This is a genomic window from Blastopirellula marina DSM 3645 (assembly GCF_000153105.1).
Taxonomy (GTDB): Bacteria; Planctomycetota; Planctomycetia; order Pirellulales; family Pirellulaceae; genus Blastopirellula; species Blastopirellula marina.
Genome location: NZ_CH672376.1, coordinates 1460998 through 1482846, shown reverse-complemented (window position 1 = coordinate 1482846; position 21849 = coordinate 1460998). Strand labels below are relative to the sequence as shown.

Annotated in this window: 15 protein-coding genes; 8 read left to right on the top strand and 7 right to left on the bottom strand. The window is 57.0% G+C overall.

Going from position 1 to position 21849, the window contains the following annotated elements:
* Positions 1-512: 512 nt before the first annotated feature.
* Genes DSM3645_RS07780 through DSM3645_RS07770 form a run of 3 tightly spaced genes read left to right on the top strand, consistent with a single transcriptional unit; the run spans position 513 to position 3626 of the window.
* Positions 513-1457 carry a DUF1559 domain-containing protein gene (locus DSM3645_RS07780; protein ID WP_002651562.1) on the top strand — a complete coding sequence of 315 codons (945 nt, stop codon included), beginning with the start codon at positions 513-515 and terminating at the stop codon, positions 1455-1457.
* Positions 1458-1510: 53 nt separating this feature from the next.
* Positions 1511-2032, top strand: coding sequence for a hypothetical protein (locus tag DSM3645_RS27895; RefSeq protein WP_131282325.1), 522 nt, complete (start codon positions 1511-1513; stop codon positions 2030-2032).
* 49 nt (positions 2033-2081) lie between these two features.
* Positions 2082-3626: a sulfatase gene (locus DSM3645_RS07770; RefSeq protein WP_116344379.1), complete on the top strand. Its 1545-nt coding sequence runs from the start codon at positions 2082-2084 to the stop codon at positions 3624-3626.
* Positions 3627-3703: 77 nt separating this feature from the next.
* Here DSM3645_RS07770 and DSM3645_RS07765 read toward each other — a convergent pair whose 3' ends face one another.
* The 6 genes from DSM3645_RS07765 to DSM3645_RS07740 form a co-directional block, all read right to left on the bottom strand.
* Positions 3704-4006 (bottom strand): type II toxin-antitoxin system RelE/ParE family toxin, encoded by a 303-nt coding sequence (locus DSM3645_RS07765; protein WP_002651559.1) that lies wholly within the window; start codon positions 4004-4006, stop codon positions 3704-3706.
* Entirely contained in the window at positions 4003-4266 is a 264-nt protein-coding gene (locus DSM3645_RS30625) for an addiction module protein (RefSeq protein WP_002651558.1), read from the bottom strand. The genes DSM3645_RS07765 and DSM3645_RS30625 overlap by 4 nt, the downstream gene beginning before the upstream one ends.
* A gap of 159 nt (positions 4267-4425) precedes the next feature.
* The gene (locus DSM3645_RS07755; protein WP_002651557.1) at positions 4426-5283 is read right to left on the bottom strand and encodes a hypothetical protein; all 858 of its coding nucleotides are present in this window, start codon (positions 5281-5283) and stop codon (positions 4426-4428) included.
* Between the two features lie 204 nt (positions 5284-5487).
* Complete coding sequence (locus DSM3645_RS07750; RefSeq protein WP_002651556.1) at positions 5488-7194, bottom strand: hypothetical protein; 1707 nt, start codon at positions 7192-7194, stop codon at positions 5488-5490.
* Between the two features lie 15 nt (positions 7195-7209).
* Positions 7210-8646, bottom strand: a complete 1437-nt coding sequence (locus DSM3645_RS07745) for a hypothetical protein (RefSeq protein WP_002651555.1) — start codon at positions 8644-8646, stop codon at positions 7210-7212.
* A gap of 102 nt (positions 8647-8748) precedes the next feature.
* Positions 8749-10131 carry an HD domain-containing protein gene (locus tag DSM3645_RS07740; protein ID WP_040351691.1) on the bottom strand — a complete coding sequence of 461 codons (1383 nt, stop codon included), beginning with the start codon at positions 10129-10131 and terminating at the stop codon, positions 8749-8751.
* A 310-nt stretch (positions 10132-10441) separates the two neighbouring features.
* On the opposite strand from DSM3645_RS07740, the gene DSM3645_RS07735 reads away from it, so the two are divergent.
* The 5 genes from DSM3645_RS07735 to asnB all read left to right on the top strand — a co-directional run bounded on the left by DSM3645_RS07735 (position 10442) and on the right by asnB (position 20812).
* Positions 10442-12325, top strand: a complete 1884-nt coding sequence (locus DSM3645_RS07735; protein WP_131282322.1) for a hypothetical protein — start codon at positions 10442-10444, stop codon at positions 12323-12325.
* A gap of 402 nt (positions 12326-12727) precedes the next feature.
* Entirely contained in the window at positions 12728-14122 is a 1395-nt protein-coding gene (locus DSM3645_RS30870) for a WD40 repeat domain-containing protein (protein WP_002651551.1), read from the top strand.
* A gap of 51 nt (positions 14123-14173) precedes the next feature.
* Positions 14174-17470 carry a DUF1549 and DUF1553 domain-containing protein gene (locus tag DSM3645_RS07720; RefSeq protein ID WP_002651550.1) on the top strand — a complete coding sequence of 1099 codons (3297 nt, stop codon included), beginning with the start codon at positions 14174-14176 and terminating at the stop codon, positions 17468-17470.
* 38 nt (positions 17471-17508) lie between these two features.
* Positions 17509-18798, top strand: a complete 1290-nt coding sequence (locus tag DSM3645_RS07715) for a PQQ-binding-like beta-propeller repeat protein (RefSeq protein ID WP_002651549.1) — start codon at positions 17509-17511, stop codon at positions 18796-18798.
* A 97-nt stretch (positions 18799-18895) separates the two neighbouring features.
* Complete coding sequence (gene asnB / locus DSM3645_RS07710; RefSeq protein WP_002651548.1) at positions 18896-20812, top strand: asparagine synthase (glutamine-hydrolyzing); 1917 nt, start codon at positions 18896-18898, stop codon at positions 20810-20812.
* 179 nt (positions 20813-20991) lie between these two features.
* Here asnB and DSM3645_RS07705 read toward each other — a convergent pair whose 3' ends face one another.
* Positions 20992-21849: an ABC transporter permease gene (locus tag DSM3645_RS07705; RefSeq protein ID WP_002651547.1), complete on the bottom strand. Its 858-nt coding sequence runs from the start codon at positions 21847-21849 to the stop codon at positions 20992-20994.

Genomic DNA, 21849 nt, shown 5'->3' with positions numbered 1-21849 from the left:
CTCGGCCAATCGTCTCCCGCTCATGCGGCGCAGAATCCGATCCTCTTCTGATCGAGATCGCGTCCCGCCGTAACGCAGACGCGATCTTGCGACGCTTGCGCTAAGCGATAGGCGAACTTCCCATTCTCTGCCGTCGGCGGCTAACCGGGGATGCCCACACAGAAGAGAAGCTCTCTAGACTCGCCCTACGAAGAGTTCAACCGCCGATAAGCAACCACTAACCTTGCTTTTGGGGCGAACGAACAATCCTCCCCTTTTTTGCTAAACAAATCAAGAAAACCTTTGACCGCATTTATCCCTCGCCCTAGCATGGGATCCCAGTGGGATACTTTCCCTTGCAATAACCGCGGCGCACGACCCGCCGTCAAAAAAACATCGCTCAAAAATTGCTCTTCAAAATTCAATCGAACCTAGCGGCTTGAGACATTCGTCGTTCACCCGATCTGGTTCGAAGAGTTCATGGATCTCTCTATGTCAGATTGCGTATCTCATCTTCGCAAAGGTATCGACTCATGTTTGCTCATTCGACTCAATTTCGAGAACGTCGTGCTGGATTTACGCTTGTCGAATTGTTAGTTGTGATCGCCATCATCGGGGTCTTGATCGCGCTGTTGTTGCCCGCTGTGCAACAGGCGCGAGAAGCGGCTCGCCGGATGCAATGCAGCAACCACTTAAAACAGATCGGGTTGGCTTTGCATACCTATCACGACTCGTACGGCGCTTTTCCGCCGGGGGGCTATAGCGACGGAAATCAACTGAGTTGGCACGCGCGGATCTTGCCGTTCATCGAACAACAGGCCTTCTATGACCTGATCGACTGGAAGGCCAGCGGGTACCAAGCGAATAAGCCGCTTTCGCTTGACTTCATCCCCGACGGCTATCACTGCCCGAGCAACTCTTCGGAGAAGCTGCGAGGAACATGGGGCAGCGGCAAAGTGAACGGCGAACCGACCTACACGCAGCACTACAACGGCGTCGCAGGCCCCATCGGCGTGAATCCGCAAACCGGACAAAACTATCCCCTGTTGATCGGTGCGACCTATCACTCGGCATGTACGGGCGGAAGCGACGAGCGGAACGGAATGGCGATCGGCGGAATGCTCTACGTCAACTCCAAAGTACGGTTTGGCGATATCACCGACGGCGCCTCGAATACGCTGGTCGTCGGCGAGCGATTTGAGGGAGAAACGAGTTGGTTGGCGGGAACCAGCAACACGGTCGCTTGGCCCTGTGACGCCGCCGGCTTTAAGAACCTGGAATATAGCGTCAATTTTTGCGGGCCCAATGAATCATGCGGCTCGTATTACAATTCGCGTCCGTTTTCGAGCAATCACCCAGGCGGCGCCCTCTTTGCGATCGGGGACGGATCGGTCAAGTTCATCGCGGAAACGATCGACTTTGATATCCTCCTTGCGCTCGCTAGTCGCAACGGCGGCGAACCGTTGACCGCGCCTTAAAGCGTTTCGAGCGGGCCAGCGCGGCCGCTAGAAACGGAAGCGGAACGACGAGCTTGAACGGGTCTTTCCACGGCACTATTCCCCACATCCTCCAAGAAGTAACCGAGATGGTGAAGCAATTCCAACTCTGCTCATTGACGGCGCCTTGCTGGCTGGGGCGCCTGTTACTGATCGGCGTGATCGCGCTGTCGGGCTGCTGGTCGCAACCGTCCGATCAGATCGTGATCTCTGGCGAAGCGACCTACGACGGGAAACCGATTCCTGTGGGCGAACTCATTTTCACGCCGGATACCAAAAAGGGGAACAAAGGTCCTCAGGGACGCGCCAAGATCCAACAAGGTAAGTTCACTACCGCCGGCAGTGGACGCGACATCGTAGGCGGCCCGTATCAGGTGGAACTCAAAGCGTTTGACGGGGTCGCCTTTGAAGGGCGCGAGCTGGTGGTCGAAGAAGGGAAGCCCTTGTTCGGTTCCGTGAGATCTCCGATCGATCTTCCCCTAAAAACGGCGACGCTCCATGTGGAAGTGACGACTCACCAAGACAATCCCAGGATGACGCTTTCGGTCGCACCTTAGTCCGGCGGCGTCGGTCAAACTCCGACTTCTTACTTGAAATGCGTATCGCATGAATTGCTGGAAACATACGCGGTTGCAGCGACTCGCAACTTTCGCGTTCTTGTTGTGTGGTCCGATCATGTTCCCATCGTCGAGCAGGGCCGATCCGCAACCCGAAGCCAGGTCGCGGGGACAACGACCTAACGTGCTGTTCATTGCGGTCGACGACCTGCGCGTTCAACTGGGATGTTACGGCGATCCGATCGCCCAAACTCCCCACATCGACAAACTAGCGCAACGCAGCATGCTGTTCGAGCGTGCCTATTGCCAGCAAGCGCTCTGCAACCCGTCGCGCACTTCCGTGATGACCGGATGCTATCCCAACGCGCTGCAGATCTGGGATTTACCCACCCATTTTCGCCAGCTCTATCCTGACATCGTGACCTTGCCGCAGTTCTTCCAAGCACATGGTTACTTCACGCAAAACATTGGCAAAATCTATCACAACTATCGGCAAACGCTGCGCAACGATCCGCAATCGTGGTCGACGCCTGCCGTGCATGACTGGGGCGCTCATTCCAATGACTGGTTCGTGAGCGGCGAGCCGTTTGGGCTGAAGTCGATTTCCAAAGGCCCTGCCGTGCAGAAAGTCGACGTCGCCGACGAAGCCTATCTGGACGGACGAATCGCCGCCGACGCCGTTTTGGCCATCCGCGAACGCGCCGCCCAGAAACAGCCGTTCTTCCTGGCCGTCGGTTTCTGGAAGCCGCACCTTCCCTTCAATGCCCCGAAGCCCTATTGGGACAAGTACGATCCCGATCAAATCAGGGCGCATCTGGATCAGCTCCCAAAATCAGACGCCCCCCAGATCGCGTTCCACCCCTACGGAGAAATTCGGAGCTATACCGACATTCCCAAAACCGGAGACATCTCGGCCGAACAAAATTTGGTTTTAAATCATGGCTATTACGCCGCGATCTCTTTTCTCGACGCTCAGATCGGCAAGGTTCTTCACGAACTCCAGCGCCAAGGTCTCGCCGAAAACACAATCGTGGTTCTGTGGTCGGACCATGGATTTCATCTCGGTGAGCACGATCTCTGGTGCAAGACAAGCAATTTTGAACTCGACACGCGCGTCCCGCTGCTCATTGCGCCCCCCGCCGCAGCGAACGCTGGTCAAAAGACGACGGCATTGACCGAATTGGTCGACCTCTACCCAACTTTGGTTGACCTGTGCGAGCTTCCTATTCCAACAGCGCTGCAAGGAAAAAGCCTCCGACCGATCTTGGCGGATCCAACGGCGACCGTTCGCGACGCCGCATTGTCGCAGCATCCGCGTCCCGCCTACTTTAAAAACAAGCCGGAAGTACTGGGCTATTCACTACGAACCGATCGCTTTCGATACAACGAATGGCGCGACTTTGAATCGGGCCAAGTTGTCGCCCAGGAACTCTATGACCATGAAAGCGACCCGCAAGAAAGCCGCAACCTGGCCAGCGCCAAAGCTTATCAAAGCGATTGTGCGACCTTGGCGAAATCGCTCGCGCAGCGTTTGCAGACGATCGCTCCCGTGCGGCGTATGAGTATGTCGTCCAAGCCACAGGCTCCCCAATAATCGCACGATTGTGCAATCCACCTCTTACCTCGCATTCCCCTAGAAAATTTTCTCAAGCGAGCAGATCACGTTCCGACCTAACGGTTGAGCCAATAGTTCGGTTGTCGACTCGTATGAGCGACTGCAACCACGACAACTTCCGTTTCTAGAATCACGAAAATCACCGCGTACCGAAAGACTTTTAGCAAGGCCCGGCGATACGGATCATTGGGGGGAAGCGTCTCTAGCTTGGCGAAACTCTCGGGACTGGTCGAGATTCGCTCTAGCGCTAGTTCCAGGTCATCTAGAAATCGGTCGCCTAGAGCAAAGGCCTGACGATTGAAATACTGCCGGGCAGCTTCGATCTCCGCTTCGGCCTCCCCTAGAATTCGAAGATTCAACTGTTTCTCTCGTCCGATTGTCGCTGTCGCAAACCGGCTACAACATCCGACGCTGCACGCGATGGAGCTTGGCCAGAGCGATACGCCGCACTGCGTCTCCGCAGTTCGGTCAGCAACTGCTGCCCGGCGGCGTCTGCCGATTCTTCTGTTTCGGGAGCCAAATTGGCGATCAGATGATCTTCAATCGATTGCGCCAGAAAAGCCTGATCGGCGGTCGGCAGAGCCAGGACTTGTTGCAGAAGTTGTTCTCGTGGATTCATTTTGGTAGTCCTGAGTTTCCCTCGTTTGTTTATGGCGTCCATCAACAGGACAGTCGATCATTTTCGGCGCGTTGACGCCAAAAAATCGCTTGCATAATCCACCTATTGCCTTGCAGGTGAACTACCGCTGCTTGTTGGGTTTCGCACCTCTACACCAACCTACATGGATTCCGAGTCTTTTTTCATTACGAGTTCCTCAAGTTCGGCAAATTTCGAAACGTACTCACTCTCCCAGACAGCGAGAAACATTTGTATCTCCTCCAAGTTATCTATACATGGTGGGTCAAGCCTAGCTTTCCAAGACCCGCCACGTCCATTAACCACGTTTTTTCTTGTGTCATGTGTTGGAAACGGGAGAGGCATTTGCGACGGGATTGCTGGAAAATTTGGCGAGGCGTCAACAAGTAATTTTCGCTGAATTTCGGTCAGATCCTGTAACTTACAAAGAAAACGATCACTAGAAACCAATTGGACTCCCGAATCAATCAATCGTTCCCGACGAAAGTCAGGGGCAACTTGGAACTCAAGCGTAACTTTATCCCTGCTATTCTGCATCTTTGGCTCCTCCATCATTGCTATGGGAGGTAGGGAGAATAGATCCGTATCGGCCTTAGCTAAGCGCCCTACATAATCTCGAAGCCTATCCGCGCTACTCTCGGGCCAACGAACAAATTCCTTGATTCGAAAGTGCAATTCTTCTCCTGGATGGCGAATATATATCAGTGATATCCACTTAATCGCATCGCGGATAAAATTGTAACAAGAACCACCGGGGTTTAGCTCCTCGGATTCCTTTACAGTCGCAACCATAGATAAAGCGTAAATTGCATTCTGATAAGCACCCCGAATTTCAGATGCTTGCTCCTTTATTGTGTTGCGCTTCCACGCCAACTCTTCAGCGGTTTGGGTCCTGTCAAATTCTTGTGCTGCCTTGTGGGCCGCAAACCATTGCTGAATGCCATTTCCCACCAAAGAGAGAACGGAACCAATAATCACTCCCCATAGCGTATTGTCCATCTGTCGATCCAGTCGAATACTTGCATAAAAGTTGACCCCAACGATGCTCACTATACCCTACTGATTAGGCACGCCATACCTGCCAATAAATGGGCGACTTGCGTCGGCGAACGCTGAACGCTTTGTAAGCAGAAAGCACATGGCGATGGCCCAACATGAATACAAACTCACTTAGGGATCGTTATGAGTACATGGCGCCCAACACTATCCAATAATCTCTCGCTTATGCTGCACGTAATCCCAGATCACGTACCGATCGAGATCGCGGCCGGCGGTAAAGAAGACGCGGCCTTTGGACGTTTGCGCCAAGCGGTAGGCGAACTTCACATCTTCTTCGGTCTGCGACCAACTGGGGATCAGAAAGATGTTGATCGTGATGCCTTCTCTCGCGCACAGCGCCCCTTCGCGCAGGGTCGCCGCTTCGGTCGCCGGGTCCGGCGGGTAAAGCAGGAAGAGCTGCGAGCCTTCAAAGTGGGCGGTCGGTAGTCCGTCGGTGATCAGAATGATTTGGCGGTTGGGCGTATCTTGGTTGGCCAAAAACATCCGCGACTGCTGCAGCGCGTGTTGGATGTTGGTGAAGTGGGGCGGGATCCGATATTCGCTGGCGCCGGGGTCGCTCATGTCGGCCCGCAGGCGCACCACCGGATCGTGCAGCGTCACCGGTTTGGGCAACAGTCCAATCACGTCGCCGGGGCGAACCGGCTTGGCGAAGGAGTACATCTCGAGCATCTGCAGATAGTCGCCGGGGTACTCGCTGCGGATCAAGCCTTGGAGGGCGAGGGCCATTCGCTTGACGTTGACATACTGTCCTTCGTACCGCATCGAACCGCTCATATCCATGATGACCGTCGTGGCGCACTTGGGAGTGTTGCGCGTGCGGTGGATCTCGATATCTTCGGGCTTCAGCCGCAGCGGCGTCTGACCTTCTTGTCTTAGAATCGCGTTGATCATCGACTGCGGGATATCCATCTGCGTGATCGAATCGCCAAACTCGTACGGTTTGGTCTGCTGCAATTCGACGGCGCCTTCGCCCAGGATCGGGCCTTGATGGCGACCTGACCTGGACGCTTCAAGATTCGAGAAGATCTTCTCCAGCAGTTTGCCCTGGAAAATGCGAAACGCTTGCGGCGTGATCTGGAACGCGCCGTTTTTGTTGCCGGTCAGCCCTTGCTGTTCGGCCATATTGCGAACGTACTCTTCCAGCTGACGCTGCAGGTCCATCAGCTGCTGCATCTGGCCTGGCTCGGCGAACTGCGACAGCTCGGACATGTCGATCACGCCGATCTGAGCCGACTCTTTCGCTTCTTCGAGCTGCTTTAACAGCTCGCCAATTCGCTCCAGTTCTTCTTTGATCGCGATCGCTTCCGGCACGGTCATCGACGTTTGCCCGGTGAAGTCGTACTTGGCCGCAAGTTCGTCGACCTCATACTTTTCGCCGAGACGTTCGATCAGGTGAACCAATTCGCCGGCCAACGGCGAACGCGCTTCGTCGGCCAGATACCAGAGCCGCTCGAGATCGTAGATTTGTTCGCGATCGACGGCGGCTCGCGCGGCGTCGCCTAACCTTCCCTTCGGATAGTGGATCTGCTTGCCGGCTTTGTAGTAATTTTTGCGAGCCTTTTTCAGCACGCTGTCGGTCTCGTACGTCTCGAGGATCTTCCGCTTGCGCTCCTCGAGCATCTTGATCAGCGCATCAAGACTCGGGCCGAGCCCGGCGATCTGACTAGGGTCAAGCTTGATCGCACGGGCTAGTTCTTCCGGCGTCAGCTCGCGCATCTCGCCGTACATCAGCATATGTTCCATCGCCGGCGAGACGAGATCCGGCGCCTCTTGCGTGGGACTAGGGAACCGCTGCGGATCGTACTTTTGGTACGTATGAATCACGCCGCCGGGTCGATAAGGTTGGTTCACCTGAAACGCTTTCTGTTATTCGAACTCGTACTCGATCCGACCATGCTGCTGCGAGCGAGAAATGCGATCGAGCGCGTGCAATCCGGCCAATACAAACTCGACGCAGGAGGCCCGCATCGCTTCGTTTTCCGATGCGTTCAGCTCAAACGCTTTGTCCCAAATCGGCGGCACATGCTGCAGACGTTCGGCGTATTGGCTGGAAGGAAGCAAATCGCCCACTTCGATCTTCACGCCGCGGCTGAAGATCTGGCCGATCTCTTCCAGTCCATGCTGCTCGACATACTCGCTAAAGACGATCCGGACCGCTTCGGCGACCAGCGCATCAAGCACCTGGCGTTCAGACATCTGATGGCTTCCCATCATGTCGAGCTCTAATTTGCCGAGCGACGACGAGTAGAGATGCCCCAGGTCCGAGAGACGCACAACCGCCGGTTTCTCGCCCACGATGACGCCGCGATGGCGAGCGCTGGCGACCGCGGTCCGAAAGTTGGCGATGCTAAAGCGAGCGCTGACGCCGGACTGATGATCGATGTACTTGCTCTTGCGACCGCAGACGGTGATCTGCTCTAAGATTTCGCGAATGAAGTAGGGGACGACGACGGGGTAATCTCCCTCCAGATCGACCGCCGCTTCCTGCTGCATGATCTGAATGCCGAGATCGCGCTCACGCGGGTAGTGCGTATGCACGACCGTGCCGATGCGATCTTTGAGCTGCGGAATCACTTTGCCGCTACGATTGTAGGTCGCTGGATTCGCCGAGAAGAGCAACAGCAGATCAATGTCAAACTGCACGGGATAGCCGCGAATCTGCACGTCCCGTTCTTCCAACATGTTGAACAGCCCGACCTGCACTAGTTCGTCCAGTTCCGGCAGTTCGTTCATCGCAAAAATGCCGCGATGCATGCGGGGGATCAGGCCAAAGTGGAGCGCCTCTTCGGTCGACATGCTGACGCCGCCGACCAGTTTGGCGGGATCGATTTCGCCGATGACGTCGGCAAACTTGGTGCCTGGCGCCAAACGCTCGACATAACGCTCGTCGCGCGGCCACCAAGCGATCGGCACTTGATTTTCGTCATGCGTCGCTAAGTAAGTTTTGGCGATGCTTGAGATCGGATGGTAGGGATCTTCGTGAACGGGACAGCCGGGGATGTCGAGATAGGGCACTTCTTCATCCAGGAACCGCGAGATCATCCGCATGATGCGGCTTTTCGCTTGTCCCTTCTCGCCGAGAAACAGCATGTCGTGCCCGGCGATCAGCGCCAAGTTGATCTCGGGAATGACGGTGTCGTCATAACCGACGATGCCGGGATAGAGGGTCTCGCCGGCGGCGAGCATGCGAATAAAATTGTCGCGAATTTCGTCTTTTACGCTTTTCGATATCCAGCCGCTTTCGCGAAGTTCGCTGAGCGTGTGCGGTCGATGAGTCCGCGGTGCGGACGATTCAGACGCCATAAGTTTCCTGTGGCAAAGATTCGTGAGTGGGAGCGTCGCAGCGCATTATAGCGCGCGGCGACGGATCGCCAACTCACGAGGAAACTTATCCCCTGCCAAGGTTCACATGTTGGTCAAATCGTCGACCCGATTTCCGCCAAACAACGCGTCCAGCGCAGTCGATAACTGCGGCGCGTGGTCCGTATTTCGCGCATAGATGCGACAAATCTTGCGGCTGATCGGCAAACTGCGAAAAATTTGATCGCTCGTCAGCGGTTTCGCGACGTTTTGTGCGGCATCGTACAAATAGTTCTGCTGCGCCGTCTCGTGGCGGAAAATATAACGGCTGACCGCCACCTTTAGCGGCAGCTCTTTGAGTTCTGCGGGCAACCCTTGGCGAATTGCAAATTCGGCCATTTGGTCAGACTGCAAGATGTTCGACTGCTCGGTGGTCGTATCGTTGAATCCGAGCGAGCGCTCGCAGACGAACTTCCACTCAATCTTTCGCTGCAGCAATTGATCCCATCGCGCGCCCAAGGCGCGAACTTCTGGATTGTCGCTTTGGCTCCACCGCGCGACATCGATCAGTAGCGAAAACTCGGTCAACTCGCGATAACGATCCAAATCGGCCGACGGATCGCCGGGAAAGAAATGTTGACGGCTATCGCGAAACAAGTCTTCCAACGTTTTGTCGATCGCCATCACTTCGCGATGGAAATAGACGTTGTGGAACAGTTCGGCTCGCACATTCATAAAGCGGATGAGCGCGCCCATGCCGCGGTGATGGATCGTCAGCCCGCTGGGGGTGAAAAAGCTGTAGTGCAACAAGCGATCGAGATCGTACGACCGACTGCTGTAGCCGGTCATGTAGGCGTCGCGGAGGACAAAATCCATGTTGTCGATCGTATAGATGCCGCTGAGCAAACTGCGCAAATGGATCAACCACTGTGGATAGGGCGCCGCATCCGCTTCGCGAGGGCGCTGAATCAGCCAGGCGATCTGCTGCGGGTCGATCTGCTCATTGGGTTCGAGCACGCTATGGGGGTTTCGCCGCAATTGTGACAGCATGTCGGCCAGTTTTTGTTCAATAATCTGGGCTCCCAGTTTTTCGTGGGTCAGATTAAATTGCGACAAAAAGTGGGTGTCAAAGAAATGGCCAAACGGACCATGTCCGACATCATGCAGCAGTCCCGCCATACGCACCAACGTTTCGACATATCCCCGGCTGGGGACGTCGGCGCACGACTCTTGCAGGCTCGGATAAAGCTGGGCGATGGCGCGGCTCGCTAGGTGCATCACCCCCAGAATGTGCTGAAAGCGGGTATGTTCGGCCGTCGGATAGACCCACCAGGCGGTTTGCAGCTGATGAATCTGCCGCATCCGCTGCACCCAAGGAGAGTCGATGATGTCACGCTCGGTCACTTCTCCCGGTTCGCCGTCCACGACGAAGGGGATATAGCCGTGAATAGGGTCCGAACAGAGACTTTCGCTGGAATATGGATTCATCCGGCCGATTATGGAACTTGTCCCCGATAGCGTCCACCGGGTTTGCCCTCTTCCGTCAGGTCGCATAAACTGCGCAAGCGTTTCAGAGCCATTAATCCGGAACATTCGGTACAGCTTTACGGAAGTACGGGAAGACGCTCAGAATCGCTTTGGTTTCCTGACGACACATTGTTTTTATTTGAGTACGCCGCTGCCGATATTAAGAGAGTGCGCGACGGGCGAACGTCTGGGCACACTCTCTCGATCAGGCAGTTAATCAGAAGGCGGAGGAAGAAAAGAAGTGAAATTTCGCATGCCACCGAGTTTCCGTTTGGCAATTTGCGCAATTTGCGCCGCCACTTCCTCCTCATTGGCCCTGGCCGTACCACCACCGGCGGCCGACCTGCTGCCCGATACGACGAAAAGCTACATCTCGACCCCCGACATGGACGAACTACGCGTTCGTTTTGAAGCGACTCAGTTGGGGGAGCTGGCCGCTCATGAAGACATGAAGCCGTTCGCCGACGATCTGGTCAAACAGCTCAAAGCCAAACTGTCTGACGGCGGCGTCAAACTGGGGATCACCTTCGCCGATCTCGAAGGGGTCTATGCCGGCGAAGTCTGCGCCGCGGCGATTCAACCGAACAACGATGACAAGTTGCACGCGATGGTGCTGCTGGTCGACGTCACCGGAAAATTGCAGCCGGCCAATGCGCTGCTGAAGAAGATCGAGAAAAACCAGATCGAACAAGGCGCCGCCAAAGCGACCTTGAAGATCGAAGGAGTCGATGCGGCGAAGTTCACCTTCCCCAAGAAAAAGGGTGAAGTTGAAAACAAAATCGCTTTCTATCTGATCAACCAAGATTTGCTGCTGGCCGGCGACAACCTGGATGTGCTGACCGCGATCGTGAAAGCCCAGACGGCCGGCAAAGCGGCGAAACCGCTCTCGGACTTCGAGCCGTTCGTCGAAGTAAAAAAACGCTGCGAGCAAGACGCCGACGGCCTGGCCCCCAACATTCGCTGGTTCGCCGAACCGTTCGGCTTTGTCGAAGTGATGCGCGCCCAAGCCGGCGGTCGCAAGAAGCGGGGCAAAGACATTCTGAAGATGCTCGAAGGCGAAGGTTTTGAAGCCCTTAAAGGGGGCGGCGGTTTGATCAATTTCAACGCCGGACCTGACAAGCAATACGATATCCTCCATCGTGAGTTCGCCTATGCTCCGACCGATCCCAACGCGGCCGCTGGGGATCGCTTTGTGCTGGGCGCTCGGATCATGGACTTCCCGAATGGGCCGATCGAAGCGCCGCCGGCGTGGGTTCCGGACGAAGTTGCGACTTACTTCTCGGTTCGCTGGGACATGCAAGACGCGTTCAAGTACGTCAAGTCGATCGTCAACGCTTACGCCGACGACGAGATCTTTGACGAAGTGATGGAAAGTCTGAAAGAAGACAACCTCGGCCCGCAGGTCGATATCCCCCACGACATCGTGCCGTTTCTCGATGACGAAGTCATTATGATTTCAGACTCTGCCGTACCGATTACGCCCAATAGCGAACGCCGGTTATTTGCGGTCGAAATCACGAACGTGGCGATGGTGAAAGCGGCGATTTGGAAGATTCTTGAGAACGAACCGAACGCAGAACCGATCGAGATCAAAGGCGCCGAAGGCAATTTTGACGCTTGGCGAATCGAAGAGGCCGAAGAAGAACTGCCGACGCTGACGATCATCGGCCCCGGCTTTCCGACCGCCTTTGTCGCGGCCCCCAATCCGCAACCGGCGCAAAAACTGCCGAACATGGCGATCACGATCCATGGCAAATGGCTCTTCGTTTCGTCCCATGTCGGACTGCTGGAAAAAGTGTTGCAAAATAAGAGCGACTTGTCGAAGTCGGCCGATTTCGTGCGCGTCAAAGCCGCGTTGACCGATTTGGGCTTGGCCCAGGACAGCTTTTTTCAATTCGGACGTACCGACGAGATGTTCCGCGTCACGCACGAAATGATCCGCACCAATCGCATGCCCGAAGCGAAATCGCTGCTGGGCGAAGCGATCAATCGCATCTGGCGCATCGGTCACGAAGACGAAGTTCGCCGGCAAGAGTTGGACGGATCGAAGCTGCCTCCTTTCGCGCAGGTCGCCCCCTTTCTGGGACCAGGCGGCTTCTTCGTCAACACCGAAGGAAACGGCTGGATGATGACCGGCGTCACCCTGCGAAAGTAGATTCGCCAATCAGGTTTGCCCAGATCGCTCCGCTATCTGGGCCGACGAAGTCGGCAAGCAGCATCACGCCGCGGGCATCCAAAAAGCGGAGGCTTCCCCCGGCAATTTGATCCGGCGTGCCCATTCGCCGCCGACCGGGAACCGATGCTCCCCACGGCTGCGCCGCCCTATCGGGGCCAACCACGCTACTGAGGTGCGCTTCGGCGCACCTTTTTTTGTACCTGGGGGGCAAACTTCCCCGCGATCCCTTGGCCAGGGCGGGAAATTCTTGCAATCTCGCCAACTTTTCGGTTAGCATAAACCGTAAGTCATTCCGCGCCGCGCTTCCTCGGCGGCGCTCCTTCCCTTGCCTGCTCACCAAGCCTCCTTACAAGCCAGCGCTTTCGACAAGGATCCGTTGCGATGCCATCGAAGCTGTTCGTATTCTCGTTGGTCCTCTTCTTCGCCCCCGCTCTGCTGGCGGAAGAAGATCGGACTGTCAGTTACTTCCGTGACGTGCGTCCGATCTTCCAGGCCAACTGTCAAGGCTGTCATCAGCCGGCCAAGCAAGGGGGCGATTATGTCATGACCGATTTTGAGAAGCTGATCGCCGGCGGTGAAAGCGGCGGCGCTGCAATCGTCGCCGGCAAGCCGGACGAAAGCTATTTGATCGAGTTAATCACGCCGGACGAAGGCAAAGCCGAAATGCCAAAAGGCAAAAAGCCGTTGGCCGACGCCGATCGCCAAACGTTGGCGCTGTGGATCTCGCAAGGTGCGAAAGATGATACGCCGGCTTCGACGCGACCCACGATTGATCACGATCATCCGCCGGTCTATTCACTGCCGCCGGTGCTGACCTCGATTGAGTACTCCCCCGACGGCAGCATGCTGGCCGTATCCGGCTATCACGAAGTGTTGCTGCAAAAAGCGGACGGCAGCGGCGTCGCCCAACGCTTGGTCGGCATGTCCGAGCGAATAGAATCCGCGCGGTTCTCTCCCGATGGCGAACGCTTGGTCGTCGCAGGCGGATCGCCGGGTCGCTTGGGCGAACTGCAAATGTGGGACGTGGAGAGCGGTGAGTTGACCTATTCGCTTCCGGTTTCGTACGACACGATCTACGGCGCCAACTGGTCTCCCGACGGTAAACAAGTTTCGGTCGGTTGCGGCGACAACACGGTTCGCGTCTTCAACGCCGAGACCGGCGATCAGGTGTTGTTCAACGGCGCCCATGAAGACTGGGCGCTCGATACGACCTTCTCGGTCGACGGCTCGCACCTCGTCTCGGTCAGTCGCGATATGACAATGAAACTGTACGAAGTCAAAACCGAACGCTTCATTGACAACATCACCAGCATCACGCCGGGCGCACTCAAAGGGGGCATCGCCGCCGTGATGCGTCATCCGACCGAAGATCAACTGCTGATCGGCGGCGCCGACGGCATCCCCAAGATCTATAAAATGTTTCGCGAGAAAGATCGGAAGATCGGCGACGACTTCAATTTAATTCGCGCCTTTCCGGCGCTGCCGGGCCGCGTGTTTGATGTCGCATTTTCTCCCGACGCTTCGCTGGTCGCCGCTTGCAGCAGCAACGACCAAACCGGCGAGATTCATCTGTTTAACACGGCCGATGGCAAACTGCTGCGTCAGATGGCCGCCCAACAAGGCGCCGTCTATTCGATCGCTTTCAGTCCCGATGGGCAGCAGTTGGCTTCGGTCGGATTTGACGGCGTCGTTCGCATTAACCTGGTCAAAGACGGTACGCTGGTGCGTCAGTTTTCGGCCGTCCCGCTGGCCGCTCCGGCGGCTGCGGCAAACTAGATTTTCCGACGTTCTCACGGCGCTATTATCCCCCGGCAAGGAAACGCTTTTATGATTTCGCGAATCTTACTTAGCCTGTTGCTCGCGCTCGCCGTGTCGCTCGGTTCGATACGCGCCGAGAATACGATCCCCGCCGGGAAGCGCCTGGTCAAAGTTGACGTTTGGCCCGAGCGGATCGAACTCGATTCTCCTTTCGCCTACGCCCAGGTGCTGGTCACCGGCACGCTCGACTCAGGCGAGATCGTCGACCTGACCCGCGTCGTCGAACGGCAAGATGAATCGACGCAGTTCAAAATCACGCCCAATGGACTCGTTTCTCCGGTGGCCGACGGCGAGACGCAACTGGTTTTGAAGTACGCCGATCAAGACGTCAGCGTGCCGGTCAGCGTGCGTAACCTGGAAGGGGAAGTTCATGCCGACTATGTCCGCGATGTGAATCCCGCGATGTCGAAGATGGGTTGCAATCAAGGGACGTGCCATGGATCGAAAGATGGCAAGAATGGCTTCAAGCTGTCACTGCGCGGCTACGATCCTCTGTACGATCACCGAGCGCTGGTCGACGATGTCGCCGGTCGTCGTTTCAATCGCGCGGCGCCTGATCAAAGCTTGATGCTGCTCAAATCGAGCGGCGCCATCCCGCATGTCGGCGGTCAACTGACCAAGCCCGGCGACCGCCGTTACGAAATCTTGCGCAACTGGATCGCAGGCGGCGTGAAACTGAATCTCGAATCGCCGAAAGTTACCTCGATCGAGATCCTGCCGAAAAACCCGGTCATTCCGCTGCCCAAGATGAAGCAGCAGTTTGTAATTCTCGCCAACTATGCGGACGGTACGACCAAAGACGTCACCGCCGACGCATTTATCGAAAGCGGCAATATCGAAGTCGCCGTGGCCGACGCCTACGGCGTGTTGTCGCTGCTGCGGCGCGGCGAATCGGCGGTGCTCGCGCGGTTTGACGGCGCCTACGCCGCAACGACGGTCACCGTCATGGGCGATCGCAGCGGCTTTGAGTGGACCAATCCGCCGACCGAGAGCTATGTGGACGAACTGGTGTACGACAAGTTGCAGCGCGTCAAAGTGCTGCCCAGCGGACTGTGCACCGATGAAGAGTTCATCCGCCGCGTTTATCTCGACCTGACCGGATTGCCGCCGACGTCCGAGGACGTGAAAGCATTTCTGGCCGATACGACCGCGACTCAGGCCAAGCGTGAAGCGTTGGTCGATCGTCTGATCGGCAGCGCGCCGTTTATCGAATTTTGGACCAACAAGTGGGCCGACTTGCTGCAGGTGAACGAGAAGTTCCTGGGTGAGCCCGGCGTTCATGCGTTCCGCGATTGGATCAAAGAATCGATCGCCGAGAACAAACCGTATGATCAGTTCGTCCACGAGATCCTGACCGCATCCGGCTCGAACATCGACAATCCCCCCAGCTCTTACTACAAGATCCTCCGCGATCCGGAAGGCGCGATGGAGAACACGACGCAGCTCTTTTTGGCGGTCCGTTTCAATTGCAACAAATGCCATGACCATCCGTTCGAGCGCTGGACGCAAAGCCAGTACTACCAGCTCTCGGCTTTCTTCGCCCAAGTCGGTCGCAAAGAAGACAAGCATTTCGCCGGTCAGCGGATCGGCGGCACGGCGGTCGAAGGCGCCCAACCGCTGGTCGAAGTGATTTACGACACCGGGTCTGGCGAAGTGAAGCACTTGCTCACCGGCAATGTGGCGCCTCCCGAATTTCCGTACCAGAACGAACTGGTCGCAGACGCTGACAGCCGCCGCGAGAAGCTGGCCGACTGGATGATCTCGCCCGAGAATCAATACTTCGCCAAGAGTTACGTCAATCGACTTTGGGGCTATCTGTTTGGCGTCGGCATCATTGAACCGATCGACGACATTCGCGCCGGCAATCCGGCCGCCAACCCGCAGTTGCTCGATCGCTTGACGCAAGAGTTTCTCGAGAGCGATTTTGACATGCAGGTAATGCTCCGCCGCATCTGCAAGTCGCGCGTCTATCAGCATTCGGTCGAAACCAACCGTTGGAACGATGACGACGGCATTAACTATTCGCACGCTCTGCCCCGCCGCCTCCCGGCCGAAGTGCTGTTCGATTCGATTCACTTGGCGACCGGCAGCGCGGCCAAGTTGCCCGGCGTACCGACCGGATTTCGCGCGATGCAATTGCCTGACGTGTCGGCTCGTATTCCGTTTCTCGACGATTTTGGGCGCCCGCCGCGAGAAAGCTCGTGCGAATGCGAACGCTCTGGCGGCGTGATGCTGGGCCCGGTGATGAAGTTGGTGAACGGTCCGACCATCGCTGACGCGATCGCCGATCCCAACAGCGAACTAACCAAGCTGACGCTGGAGACGCCGGATGACGAGCAGCTGATCGAAGAGCTCTTCCTGCGATTCTATGCCCGCAAGCCGACGGCCGAAGAGCGCGACCTGGCGATTCGCACATTGCACGAATCGATCGGCGACTACGAAGAGGCGCAGCAAGAGTTGGCCACCTACGAAGCCGACCTGATGGCCAAAATGCCAGAGTGGGAAGCAAGCTCGGCCCGCACGCCAGAGTGGACGCCGCTGACCGCCGCCGCGATGAAGTCAACCATTGGCGCCGAGTTCAAATCGCTGGAGGATCAGTCGATCGTTGTTTCAGGTGCGCTGGCGAAAGACGAATACGAACTTCTCTTTCCGACCGATCTGACCGGCGTCACCGGAATTCGAATCGAGGCGCTGGCCGAATCTAGTTTGCCTGCTGGCGGTCCAGGTCGCGCCAAAAATGGCAACTTTGTCTTGAGCGAACTGAAAGTCGCCGCGACCAGCGCCACAGACGCCGCCCAAACGGTCGACGTGCCGCTAACCGGCGGCGAAGCCGATTTTTCGCAACAAGGTTGGGACGTACGCGCAGCGATCGACAACAACCCGGCCAGCGGTTGGGCGGTAAGTCCTGAGTTCAACGTGCCGCACGTCGCGATCTTTGAAACGGCCGATGACGCGGGATTCGCCGAGGGAACCAATCTGGCGGTGCGGATGAACTTCCAATATCCCGATGGGACGCACCTGCTGGGCAAGTTCCGCGTTTCCGTCACGACCAGCCCTCGGCCGCTGCACTTGAAAAGCAACCTGCCGCCAGAGATCCAAGAGATCTTGGCGCTCGCCGCGGCCGAGCGGACCGAAGAACAGACGAAAAAGCTGACCGAGTTCTATCGATCACGCGATGGTCGCCTGAAAGAAATGCAAGTTAAGGTTGCGAAACTCGCCGAACTGGAGAAGAATCAACGCTTGACCGGCGTGCAAGACTTGGCTTGGGCGTTGATCAACAGTCCTGCCTTTTTGTTCAACCGTTAGTCACGGCGGCCCCAGGTCGCTACGAAGGGATTCGTTGGATGCGTATCAATTGGTTGCTCCTGGGTGCGTGTCTGGCGATCGTCTCCCCTGCCCTGGGCGACGATTGGCCGCAGTGGCGCGGTGAAAATCGAGACGGCGTCTGGCGCGAGGATCGCATCTTACGCAAGTTTCCGGCGGAAGGGCCCGAAGTCAAATGGCGAGCGCCCATCGGCTCTGGCTATAGCGGGCCGACCGTCGCCGCCGGCAAAGTCTATGTCACCGATCGCTTGGTCGAACCGAAGCAAATCGAACGCGTTCATTGCTTCGACGAACGATCCGGCGAGAAACTCTGGTCGCATGAGTACGACTGCCCATACGTGGGCGTTGGCTATCAAGCAGGCCCCCGGGCCAGCGTGACGATCGACAACGGCAGCGCCTTCGCGCTTGGCACGATGGGCAATCTGTTTTGCTTTGACGCGGCGAGCGGCGCGATCCTCTGGCAGCGCGATCTGAATACCGAGTTAAAGATTCGCATGCCTGACTGGGGCATCGCCGCGGCGCCCCTGGTTTACCGCGATCGCCTGATCTTGCAGATCGGCGGAGCGGACGGCGCCTGCATTGTCGCTTTGAATACGAAAACCGGCGCAGAAGAATGGCGCGCGCTCGACGATCGCGCCGGCTATTCGGCGCCGATCTTGATCAAGCAGGCCGGTGAAGATGTCGTCGTTTGCTGGACCGGCGATAGCGTCGCCGGCATCGATCCCAAAAATGGGAAAGTCTTTTGGCGATTCGCTTGGCCGCCGAGAAACATGCCGATCGGCATTTCTACGCCGGTCGTGCAGGGAGATCGCTTGTTCTTGACCGACTTCTACGATGGCGCACTGATGTTACGGCTGCATCAAAACAAACCGACCGTCGAAAAGGTATGGCTACGCGTCGGCCGCAGCGAGCGCGATACCGACGCGTTGCAGTCGATCATCAGCACGCCGGTCTTTTTGCCAGGCGTCATCTATGGCTGCGACAGTCATGGTGAGCTGCGCTGTCTCGATCCGCAGACCGGCGATCGCATCTGGACCGATTTGACGGCGACTCCCCCCAACCGCTGGAGCAACATACATTTTGTTCAGAATGGCCCGCTCTTTTGGCTCTTCAATGAAATGGGAGAGCTGATCATCGCCAAACTGTCGAAACAGGGTTTCGACGAAATCGATCGAGCGAAAATCATCGAGCCGACCACCGCCCAACTTTCGCGTCGCGGCGGGGTGACCTGGGCGCATCCGGCGTTCGCTGGTCGGCACGTTTTTGTTCGAAATGACCAGGAAATCGTCTGCGTAAGTCTCAAACGTTGATTTTCCCTCGATTTTTCTGCTGCTAGTCGCCTGGCAAAGCCCGATTAAAATAAGGGCTCCTTTCATTTTCACGATCCCCATCAAGGCGAACTAGCGCGTGTGCGGCATCACCGGGGCGGCATGGACCGATCCACAATTGGCGGTTTCGGCCGAGGCGCTGCGGCGCATGACCGACTGCATTTCGCATCGCGGCCCCGACGACGCCGGCTATCTGCATCGTGAGCTAGAAAATCGAAATCCCTATCCCGCGGTTCCCGGGGTCGCGCTAGGGCATCGCCGACTCTCCATCATCGATCTTGCCGGCGGCAAACAACCGCTGGCCAATGAAGATGAAACCGTCTGGACCATCTTCAACGGCGAGATCTTCAACTTCGCCGCGCTGCGTGGTCGGCTCGAAGGGGCCGGACATACGTTCCGAACGCATAGCGACACCGAGACGATCGTCCACCTGTACGAAGACGAAGGGCCCGATTGCTTTCGTCACTTCAACGGAATGTTCGCGATCGCGATCTGGGATCTTCGCGAGCGACGTTTGGTATTGGGGCGCGATCGACTAGGGCAGAAGCCGCTCTATTACTACCATCACGCTGGGCGGATCGTATTTGGAAGCGAACTAAAGACGTTGCTGGCGCTGCCAGACGTACCGCGCGAAATCGATCCGACCGCGATCGACGAGTACCTGACTTACCAATACGTGCCGCATCCCAACACCATCTTGAAAGGGATCAAGAAGTTGGCGCCTGGCGAGTTGGCGGTTTTTAGCGACGCAGGTCTGCATGTCGAGCGGTACTGGAAACCAGACTTCACGCACGAAGATCGCCGCCCCGCCGCGCTGCAAGACGCCGAACTGCGCGAACTGTTTGACGACGCAGTCCGGCTGCGAATGCAAGCCGACGTGCCGTTGGGCGCGTTTCTCTCTGGCGGCGTCGATTCGTCGTTGGTCGTCTCGTCGATGCAAAGACAGAGCGATCGCCCGGTGAAAACATTCTCGATCGGCTTTCCGCAGAAGGAATATGACGAGACCAGTTTCGCACGCCAGGTCGCTGAGCACCTAGGAACCGAGCATCACGAGTTTCAAGTCACCCCCAGCGCGCTCGAAATCTTGCCAAAACTGATTTGGCACTACGACGAGCCGATGGCCGACAGCTCTGCGATTCCGACCTGGTACGTCTCGCAACAAACTCGAGCCGAAGTAACCGTTGCGCTCAGCGGTGACGGAGGAGACGAATTATTTGCAGGCTATCGTCGCTATCGAGCGGTGGGTCTGGGAGCGATGATCGATCGCTTGGGCCCGCTGAAACGCGTGCTGGGCGCCAAACTCTGGCAACAGCTGCCGTCCAGCGGACGTCAAAAGTCGCGAATGCGGCAAGCGAAACGTTTCGCCGAAGCGATCGCGATGGCTCCGGAGCGGCGCTATCTCGATTGGGTCAGTATTTTCAACGAGACGCGTCGCGGGCAGTTATACACCGACGCGTTTGTCGCGCAATTGTCCGATAGCGATCCATTTGACTTTCTAAAATCGGCCTGGCGACGTTGCGGCAAACGGGACGCGATCACCTGCGCTTCGTTGGCCGATCTGACGACCTATTTACCGTGCGACTTAAACTGCAAGGTCGACATCGCGTCGATGGCGCATGGGCTCGAATGCCGGCAGCCGTTTCTTGACTATCGCCTGGTCGAATTTGCGGCCGCATTGCCGATTGGCCGCAAGTATCAACGAGGACGCGGAAAACAGATCCTACGCAAGGTCTTTGGCGATCGACTGCCGGCGCAGATTTGGGATCGCCCCAAGATGGGCTTCGGCGTGCCGCTGGACTATTGGTTCCGGCACGAGCTGAAAGAACTGCTGATCGATTCGCTGTTGTCCGAAAAAGCGCTCAGCCGCGGACTCTTCCGCGAAGAAACGGTCCGCCAGTTGCTCGACGAACACATGGCGGGGCAATTCGACCATAGCGCCCGGCTCTGGGCGCTGCTCGTGCTCGAGCTATGGCAGCGCGAGTGGATCGACGCCTAGGGCATTCGTTCTCTTCGCGCCATTTCGCATCTCTTGGTAGCCCGATTTGGAAGTTGCGATATTCCCACGGTTGGCGGCGATAGCTCCGCTAGCGGGGCGCCGCAGCCGCAGGATGCATTTGTTCTCGGCAAGTAGTTCGGCGGTTTGGCGAAATAACGCAACTTCAAAACCGTTTCGGGCTACGACGACGCGCTGCGATAGCTGAGCAGCGCTCGCTTGAAGACCCAGCGTGAGCCGAGGATACTGCCGGCGGTGGCGACGACGGCGAAACAGGCGAGCATGACATTTTCGCTCGACGAAATCCCCAGCGGCTTGGCCATGATGCGGGCCGGTACGTTGACCACCACCAAAATTGGGATCGCGAACGTAAAGATAATCCGCAGCGTGTCGCCGATTCCACCCTGGTAGATCTCCATCGGGTAGCGGGAAAAGCTGGTGATGTAGAACCAGAAATCGTACAGCGATTGGTTTCGACCGAGCCAAATGCTGGTCGCCGCCAACACGATCATCAAGCTATAGAGAATGCCGACGCCGCAGAGCAAAAACAGGGGATACGCGATCACCATGTACGGCGTGATCACCAGCGGCTGGTCAGGGCGCTCGGTCAAGTTCCAGAGCGAGATGCTGAGCAAGACTAGGCCGAACAAAAAGTTCGACATCGACGGCCAGTTCACCTTCTGGAACGAAATCAAAAACTGCGTATCAATCGGCTTGAGCAGCGCAAAGTCGAGCCGGCCTGTCCGGATGAGCTCTGAAAATTCCTGGGCGTTCGGCATAAAGAAGGTCTGCATCAAACTGTTGATGAACAGCGTCGTCGCCAAAAAGACGAAGAACTCGTACTTCTTCCAGCCGGTGCCGTCGCCGATCTCGGCCGTAAAGGTGAAGATCAGCAGATAAAACCCCAGGTTCATCAACACCCACGACAAGCTCGAAGCGCATTCAATGACGAAATTGCTGCGATAGCTCAAGTCGCGGATCAAACTGTTCCGCACAAATGTGAAAAAGACCGGCCAATACGCCGCGCGATCCGAAGACAT

Excerpts from the sequence above, each read along its gene's own strand:
- DSM3645_RS07780 (WP_002651562.1), top strand. The coding sequence starts at position 513 with ATGTTTGCTCATTCGACTCAATTTCGAGAACGTCGTGCTGGATTTACG.
- DSM3645_RS07745 (WP_002651555.1), bottom strand. The coding sequence starts at position 8,646 with ATGGCGTCTGAATCGTCCGCACCGCGGACTCATCGACCGCACACGCTC.
- DSM3645_RS07705 (WP_002651547.1), bottom strand. The coding sequence starts at position 21,849 with ATGTCTTCGGATCGCGCGGCGTATTGGCCGGTCTTTTTCACATTTGTG.
- DSM3645_RS30625 (WP_002651558.1), bottom strand. The coding sequence starts at position 4,266 with ATGAATCCACGAGAACAACTTCTGCAACAAGTCCTGGCTCTGCCGACC.
- DSM3645_RS07755 (WP_002651557.1), bottom strand. The coding sequence starts at position 5,283 with ATGGACAATACGCTATGGGGAGTGATTATTGGTTCCGTTCTCTCTTTG.
- DSM3645_RS07720 (WP_002651550.1), top strand. The coding sequence starts at position 14,174 with ATGATTTCGCGAATCTTACTTAGCCTGTTGCTCGCGCTCGCCGTGTCG.
- DSM3645_RS07770 (WP_116344379.1), top strand. The coding sequence starts at position 2,082 with ATGAATTGCTGGAAACATACGCGGTTGCAGCGACTCGCAACTTTCGCG.
- DSM3645_RS07715 (WP_002651549.1), top strand. The coding sequence starts at position 17,509 with ATGCGTATCAATTGGTTGCTCCTGGGTGCGTGTCTGGCGATCGTCTCC.
- DSM3645_RS30870 (WP_002651551.1), top strand. The coding sequence starts at position 12,728 with ATGCCATCGAAGCTGTTCGTATTCTCGTTGGTCCTCTTCTTCGCCCCC.
- DSM3645_RS07740 (WP_040351691.1), bottom strand. The coding sequence starts at position 10,131 with ATGAATCCATATTCCAGCGAAAGTCTCTGTTCGGACCCTATTCACGGC.